Origin of the sequence: Streptomyces flaveolus, assembly GCF_000716535.1 — a bacterium.
Taxonomy (GTDB): Bacteria; Actinomycetota; Actinomycetes; order Streptomycetales; family Streptomycetaceae; genus Streptomyces; species Streptomyces flaveolus_A.
In genome coordinates this window covers 39,043-45,042 of sequence record NZ_JNWV01000053.1, presented here as the reverse complement: position 1 = coordinate 45,042, position 6,000 = coordinate 39,043, and the positions used below count along the sequence as shown (strand labels likewise).

The window sequence follows — 6,000 nt, the reverse complement described above, 5'->3', positions numbered from 1 at the left end:
GCCCCCGACGGCTCCGGACAACGCCTGATCCTGCTCACCGCCGAACCCGGCAGCCCCTCCCACGACGCCCTGCGCATCCTCACCTCCTGGACCGCCGCGGAGCCCAGCACCGACCGGACGGAGGATGTGACCCGATGACCGCTTGGACACCCGAGGACCAGACCCTGCTCTCCGAGACCTACGCCCTCACCCTCGTCGCCGGCGACGGCGCTCACGACGGCGTGGAGATCGGCATGGTGGTCGTCGACGGCGAACTGTACGTCCGCGCCTACCGGGGAGTCGGCTCCCGCTGGTACCGGGCGGCGCGGGACCTCGGCCACGGACGGATCCAGGTGGCCGGCGTCACCCGCGACGTCCTCCTCCAGACCCGTGACCTGGAACTCTCCCCCGGGCTCGACGCCGCCTTCCGCGCCAAGTACGGACCACTCGCCGACGCCCTCGTCAGGAGTCCGCAGGCGCGCGCCGCGACGATCCGGATCGACCCGGCGCCCGTGCCGGGTTCCGGCACCGCTCCGGCCCACTGAGTGCCCGCGGCCCGCGCCCGGAACACGTGGTCGTCGGCCATCGGCCACGTCGTGGAGTCCCGGCACTCCCGCTGGGCGAGGTGGTGAGCGCTACCCGTCCCCAGGCGAGGCGCCGGTGCACCTCGGCGCGCTACGACGAGACCCGCGTCGAACTCGCCGACCGGCTGTGCTCCGGGGGCTGGAGGAACACCGGCAAGGCGGCACTGACTGGCGGGGTGTGGCAGGGCGGTCGGGGTCACTTCCCCGGCCGGACGACCAGACGGCCCCGGACCGCGCCGCGGCGGATGCGGTCCAGGCCTTCGTTGAGGTCGGCGAACGGGATCTCCTCCACGACCGGTTCGATGCGGCCCTGGGCGATGAAGTCGAGCACCTGCCGGTACTCGTCCTTGCCGGCGCCGTACGAGCCACGCAGTTCCACGCTCTTGCGGATCAGGTTGCCGGTGGCGAAGCTCGTGGTCCTCGTCCCCAGGCCGACGACGACAACCCGGCCGCGGCGGCGTACGACGTCGACCGCGGCGGACGTCGTGGACCCCACGCCCGCGAAGTCGACGACGGCGTCGGGGCGCAGGTCGGCGAGTGCGGCGACGTCGGTGAAGCAGTCGCTCGCCCCCGCCGCGCGAGCCGCGTCGAAGGTGTCCGGGTTGATGTCCACGCCGTAGACCGTGGCTCCCGCGAGCACTCCCGTACGGACGCCGTTCAGGCCGAGGCCCCCCAGTCCGACGACGGCGATCACCTCCCCCGGCCTGGCGCGGGCCTCGGTGCGGACGGCGTGGTAGGCGGTGACGACCGAGTCCGTGGCGACGGCCGCGTGGACCGTGGAGACGCCATCGGGTATGCGAACGAGGGTGGAAGCGTGGGCCACGAGTCGTTCGGCGTAGCCGCCGTCGACACCGATGCCCGGCGCGTAGTGCGCCTGGACCTCGGGGTGCGCGATGATCGCGACGGCGACGCGGTCGCCCACCACGTACCCCCGCACGCCCTCGCCGAGGGCGGAAACGGTGCCCGCGACCTCGTGGCCGAGGGTGAAGGGCGGGCGCCGGGTCAGCTCGATCGTGCCGTCGAGGGCGTGGACGTCGGAGTGACACAGACCGGCGGCATCGACGTCCACCACGACCCAGCCGGCCTCCGGCAGCGGGTCCGGCACGTCCATCAGCCGTAGGGGCGTGCCCTGGGACACGTATCGGAAAGCCTTCATCGGCGAACTCCAAGCCTCGGTCCGAGCGGACCGGCGCGGTGCGGCACCGCGCCGGTCCTCCTCCATGAGGTGTACGGTCCGAAGGCCTCGGATGGTTCGCCCGGTCCGGCACCCGGGGTGTGTCCGGACACCTCATCTCGGCGGCTCCGGCGCCGGTTTGGCCTTCCCTCATCGCATGCCCACTGGCCCCCGGACAGGGACCGAAGTGACCGTCCGTCCGATGGACGTCGACGGCGCCTTCCGCGAGGCACGCGCAGCGGCAGCCCCGCCGTCGTCACTGAGCGCGGGCGAGGAGGGCGAGCAGCTCCGTCCAGTGCCGCTCGGCCGCTTCGGGGTTGTAGGCGGCGGTGTCGGACTGGGTGTAGCCGTGGTGCGCGCCCTCGTAGACCTCGCACCGGTGCTTGACGCCTGCCTCGGTGAGCGCCTGCTCCAGGCGGCTGACCTGCTCCTCGGGCATGGACGGGTCGTCGTCGGCGTGCGCGAAGTACAGCTCGGCGGTGACCCGGCCGGCGAGCAGATGCGGGCTGTCGGGCGCCTCGCTCGCCAGCCAGCCGCCGTGGAAGCCCGCCGCCGCGGCGACCCGGTCCGGATGGGCGCCCGCCGTGTACAGCGCGAGCCGGGCGCCCATGCAGTATCCGGTGATGCCCACCGGCCCGTCCGTGACCTGCGGCGCGTCGGCGAGCCACGCCAGGTAGGCCCCGGCGTCGCGCTCGATCAGGTCCGGCGTGAGCGACTCCATCAGCGGTACGACCTTCCCGACGATGTCGGGGCGGGCCTCCATGTCGATGAACTCGGGCAGTTCCACGACCGGGGCGCGTCCGTGCCGGTGGAAGACGTTCGGGACGAGCACCGTGTAGCCGGAGGCCGCCAGCCGGTCGGCCATCGCCTTCAGATGCGGGCGCAGCCCGAAGGCGTCCTGGTACATGAGCACCCCCGGGTGTGCCTTCCCGTCGTCCGGGTGGGCGAGATAGGCGTCGGCGGTGCCGTCCGCGGTGGTGATGTCGACGATGGTTCCGATCACGGCGTTCATGGGTGGGTGCCTCTCTGCCAGGGCGAGATCGAGCATGCGGCGGCTTCGCGGGGCGACCCCCCGCTCACACGTGTGAACACACCCGTTCGTCTCCGGATTCCCACGCATAAAAAGTGACGGCCGTCCCAACGGGGGTTTGGGGACGGCCGTCGTTGCCCCCCGCTCCTCGACCGAGCGACGGACGTGCACACATTACAACGAATCAGGTCGGCTTTGGGCCCACACCCGGGTCGGTGCTCCGGCGACGTGTGTGCTCTGGATCTCTGCCTTCCCCCAACTGTTCGCCCACGGCGGTGAGTTAATTTCCGCCAGCGGGCGGGTCTGCTGTCAGGCAGCCGCATATGATCCGTTGCGACATGCCATGACCACATGTCACGGAGCCGGTCGCCCGGCCCTTCCCTCACACTTCGAGGACGAGACTGACGTGAACGACTTCCACCCTGGCCGCCGACGCCTGCTGAAGATGTTCGGACTGAGCGCCACCGCGACCACCGCGGCCGTCCTCCAGGCCGACCCGGTGCTCGCCGCGACCCTCGGCCACGACGAGAAGACCGGTGTCTCCCCGGCCACGTACAAGGCGCCCAAGGGGCTGGCGCAGGACACCGCCGCCAAGCAGACCGCGCTCGGCTGGATCACCGCCAACGAGGACGTGATCACCAAGCTGAGCGACGACGTGTGGCAGCACGCGGAGCTGTCACTGCGCGAGTGGAAGTCCTCCCTCGCCCACGCCAAGCTGCTGCGGGACAACGGCTTCACCATCGAGTGGGGCCCGGCGGGCTTCCCGACCGCCTTCGTCGCCACCTACGGCACCGAGGGACCCGTCCTCGGCTTCAACGCCGAGTACGACGCCCTGCCGGGGCTGTCACAGAAGAAGGGCGTGGGCACCCACGACCCGCTGGTGTACAACTACGACGCCTACGGCCCCACCTACGGCGCCGGCCACGGCGACGCCCACAACACCCTGGGCGCGGGCGGCACCGCCGCCGCCATCGCCGTCGCGCGGGCGATCCGCGCCCACGGGCTGAAGGCCACGGTCAAGCTGTTCGGCAGCGCGGGCGAGGAGCAGCTGGTCGGCAAGGCGTACGCGGTGAAGGAGGGCGTCTACGACGGCCTCGACGCCTTCCTGGACTGGCACCCGTTCAACATCACGGTGCCGTTCTGGAACACCACCAGCGCACTGATTTCGGCCACGTTCACCTTCCTCGGCGCCTCCGGCCACGGCGGCACCCCGCTCGGCAACAAGAGCGGCCTGGACGGTGCCCTGCTGATGGCGACGATGTCGGAGTACCTGCGGGAGAAGAACGTCGCCCCGTCCGGGCGGTTCCACTACGCGATCATCAACGGTGGCGGCGCCCCCAACGTGACCCCGGACATGTGCTCCATCTGGTTCTTCGTCCGCGAGGGCAGTCCGGCACGCGCCCGGGTGCTGTACGACAAGATCGTGGACTGCGCCAAGGCCGCCGCGCAGGCCAGCCAGACCCGGCTGGTGCACAAGTTCCACTCCGCGACGTGGAACCTGCTGGCCAACAAGGCCGGCGCGGAGCTGCTCAACGACAACATGCGGCAGATCGGCGCTCCCAAGTTCACCGACGCCGACCACGCCCTGGCCAAGAGCATCCAGAAGTCGCTGGGCAAGCCCGAGGTGGGCATGCCGACCGAGCTGACCCCGCTCGCTCCCCCGGCGGCCGCCTACACCGGCGGGCTGGCCACCGACACCGCCGACATCAGCTGGCAGGCGCCGACCGCCGTGCTGCTGTCCGCTGCCTACCCGCCCGGCCTGCCCAACCACAACTGGGGGGTCACCGCGACGGCGGCCACCAACATCGGCCACCAGGCGCTGCTGTCCGCGGCGCGTTACCTGGCGGCGGGCGCGATCGACCTGATCGAGCAGCCGGAGCGGCTGGACGCGATGAAGCAGGAGTTCAAGGACCGCACCCAGGGCGTCGAGTGGGCCTCGATGATCCCCGACGGCACACAGCCGCCGCTGTACGAGCCGCCGGCCGAGTTCCTCAAGGCAACCGGGCAGAGCTGGCCGCCGAAGGGCGTGACCTGGCCGGTGCCGCCGGTGGTGGCGACCGAGCAGCTCGGCACCACCGGCCCGAACCTCCCGCCCGTCACCTGATCCCGGGGGCAGTACCCCGTTACGGGACCGGCCCCCGCTCTTCCCTCTCCCCCGCCCGTGGACTCCTCCCCGTCCCACGGGCGGGGGCTCGCGTCTGCGGCCCCGGGTCCCCCCGCGCCTCTTCCGGCCCCCTCACTCCGCCAGCGAGGCGGCGTCCCCCATCACGATCACCGGGTGCAGCGTCGGGTCGAGTGTGCGCAGCAGTTGCCTCATGTGCTCCTGCGACAGACTCACACAGGCGTGCGTGGGGCCGCCGTGGTCGACGTGCAGCCAGATGCCGCCGCCCTTGTCCGCGCCCTGCGGCCGGGTCCAGTCGAGCGGGGAGGTGCCCCGCACGCGGTTGTAGTCGATGGCGACGACGTAGTCGAACGACCCGGCGAGGGATTCGCCGTCGAAGCCGGTGCCGCCGACGGCGAACCCGCCGGACCGCGTGTACGGGAGCTTGGAGCCGGGGTCGGACAGCAGGCCTCCCGCGTCGCTGAGGGTGAACACACCGATGGGTGAGCGCAGATCACCGAGGTGGTGGTCCGTCGTCCAGCCCTTGAGGGCGTTGTGGGCCGGCCAGGTCGCGCCTCCCTCCCAGCCGGACGCGGTCCGCCGGTACAGCACCACGTGGGAGCGGGAGGAGTTCTTGTCCTGCCCGGTGACGAGGACGACCTGCCGGGCGTTCGCGGGGATGCGGGCCGACGTCTTCGGGCCCAGACCGGGGAGGTGGGTGACGGTGGCGGAGGCCGGGTCGGCTGCCGTCACCGTAGCCGGCGTCGCGTCGCTCGGCGTCGCGTCCGGTGCGACGGCCCGGGCCCCGTGGGCGGGATCGGCGGTGGTCGCGCCGGTGGTTCCGCATCCGCTGACGGAGACCACGGCGACCAGGGCGGCCGTGGAGAGCGGCAGCCGCCTGCCGGAGCCGGCGAGCAGTGCGCGTAAGCGGTCGCCGGTCGAGGGCGCGCGGTGACGGCCGGTACCGGCGCGCTGGTAGGACGAGGACATGTCTGCGGTGACCCCCACTTCAAGGTGCATGTCGGTGTGCGGCAGGAACTCGCACGGATGCGTGCCGGCGACGCCGGGATCCCGTCGTCCATGTGTGGCACATCGCCGATTGAGGCACGTATGAAGTTGAAGATACATGCAC

Annotated in this window: 5 protein-coding genes and 1 pseudogene; 3 read left to right on the top strand and 3 right to left on the bottom strand. The window is 71.8% G+C overall.

Translation table 11 applies throughout. The features are described 5' to 3' along the window. Both OO52_RS53425 and OO52_RS40900 read left to right on the top strand, forming a co-directional pair. Window positions 1-138, top strand: a pseudogene (locus tag OO52_RS53425) (transcriptional regulator); the annotation flags it as partial. Continuing rightward, the gene (locus tag OO52_RS40900; RefSeq protein ID WP_030656532.1) at window positions 135-524 is read left to right on the top strand and encodes a DUF2255 family protein; all 390 of its coding nucleotides are present in this window, start codon (window positions 135-137) and stop codon (window positions 522-524) included. The pseudogene OO52_RS53425 and the gene OO52_RS40900, both read left to right, overlap by 4 nt. Before the next feature lie 235 nt (window positions 525-759). Here the strand turns inward: OO52_RS40900 and OO52_RS40895 are convergent, their stop codons facing one another. Together OO52_RS40895 and OO52_RS40890 are read right to left on the bottom strand one after the other, a co-directional pair. Next, window positions 760-1,719, bottom strand: coding sequence for a zinc-binding dehydrogenase (locus OO52_RS40895; protein WP_030656530.1), 960 nt, complete (start codon window positions 1,717-1,719; stop codon window positions 760-762). A 274-nt stretch (window positions 1,720-1,993) separates the two neighbouring features. Beyond that, window positions 1,994-2,749 carry a dienelactone hydrolase family protein gene (locus tag OO52_RS40890; RefSeq protein WP_030656528.1) on the bottom strand — a complete coding sequence of 252 codons (756 nt, stop codon included), beginning with the start codon at window positions 2,747-2,749 and terminating at the stop codon, window positions 1,994-1,996. Between the two features lie 424 nt (window positions 2,750-3,173). Here OO52_RS40890 and OO52_RS40885 point away from each other — a divergent pair, with 424 nt between their 5' ends. Next, on the top strand, window positions 3,174-4,871 hold the full coding sequence (locus OO52_RS40885; RefSeq protein ID WP_030656526.1) for an amidohydrolase: 1,698 nt from the start codon (window positions 3,174-3,176) through the stop codon (window positions 4,869-4,871). Between the two features lie 132 nt (window positions 4,872-5,003). On the opposite strand, the gene OO52_RS40880 is transcribed toward OO52_RS40885, so the two are convergent. Beyond that, the gene (locus OO52_RS40880) at window positions 5,004-5,858 is read right to left on the bottom strand and encodes a L,D-transpeptidase family protein (protein ID WP_030656524.1); all 855 of its coding nucleotides are present in this window, start codon (window positions 5,856-5,858) and stop codon (window positions 5,004-5,006) included. Between the last annotated feature and the right edge of the window lie 142 nt (window positions 5,859-6,000).

Bases quoted from the DNA above. Each gene is read 5' to 3' on its own strand.
- OO52_RS40895 (WP_030656530.1), bottom strand. From the start codon at position 1,719: ATGAAGGCTTTCCGATACGTGTCCCAGGGCACGCCCCTACGGCTGATG.
- OO52_RS40890 (WP_030656528.1), bottom strand. From the start codon at position 2,749: ATGAACGCCGTGATCGGAACCATCGTCGACATCACCACCGCGGACGGC.
- OO52_RS40900 (WP_030656532.1), top strand. From the start codon at position 135: ATGACCGCTTGGACACCCGAGGACCAGACCCTGCTCTCCGAGACCTAC.
- OO52_RS40880 (WP_030656524.1), bottom strand. From the start codon at position 5,858: ATGTCCTCGTCCTACCAGCGCGCCGGTACCGGCCGTCACCGCGCGCCC.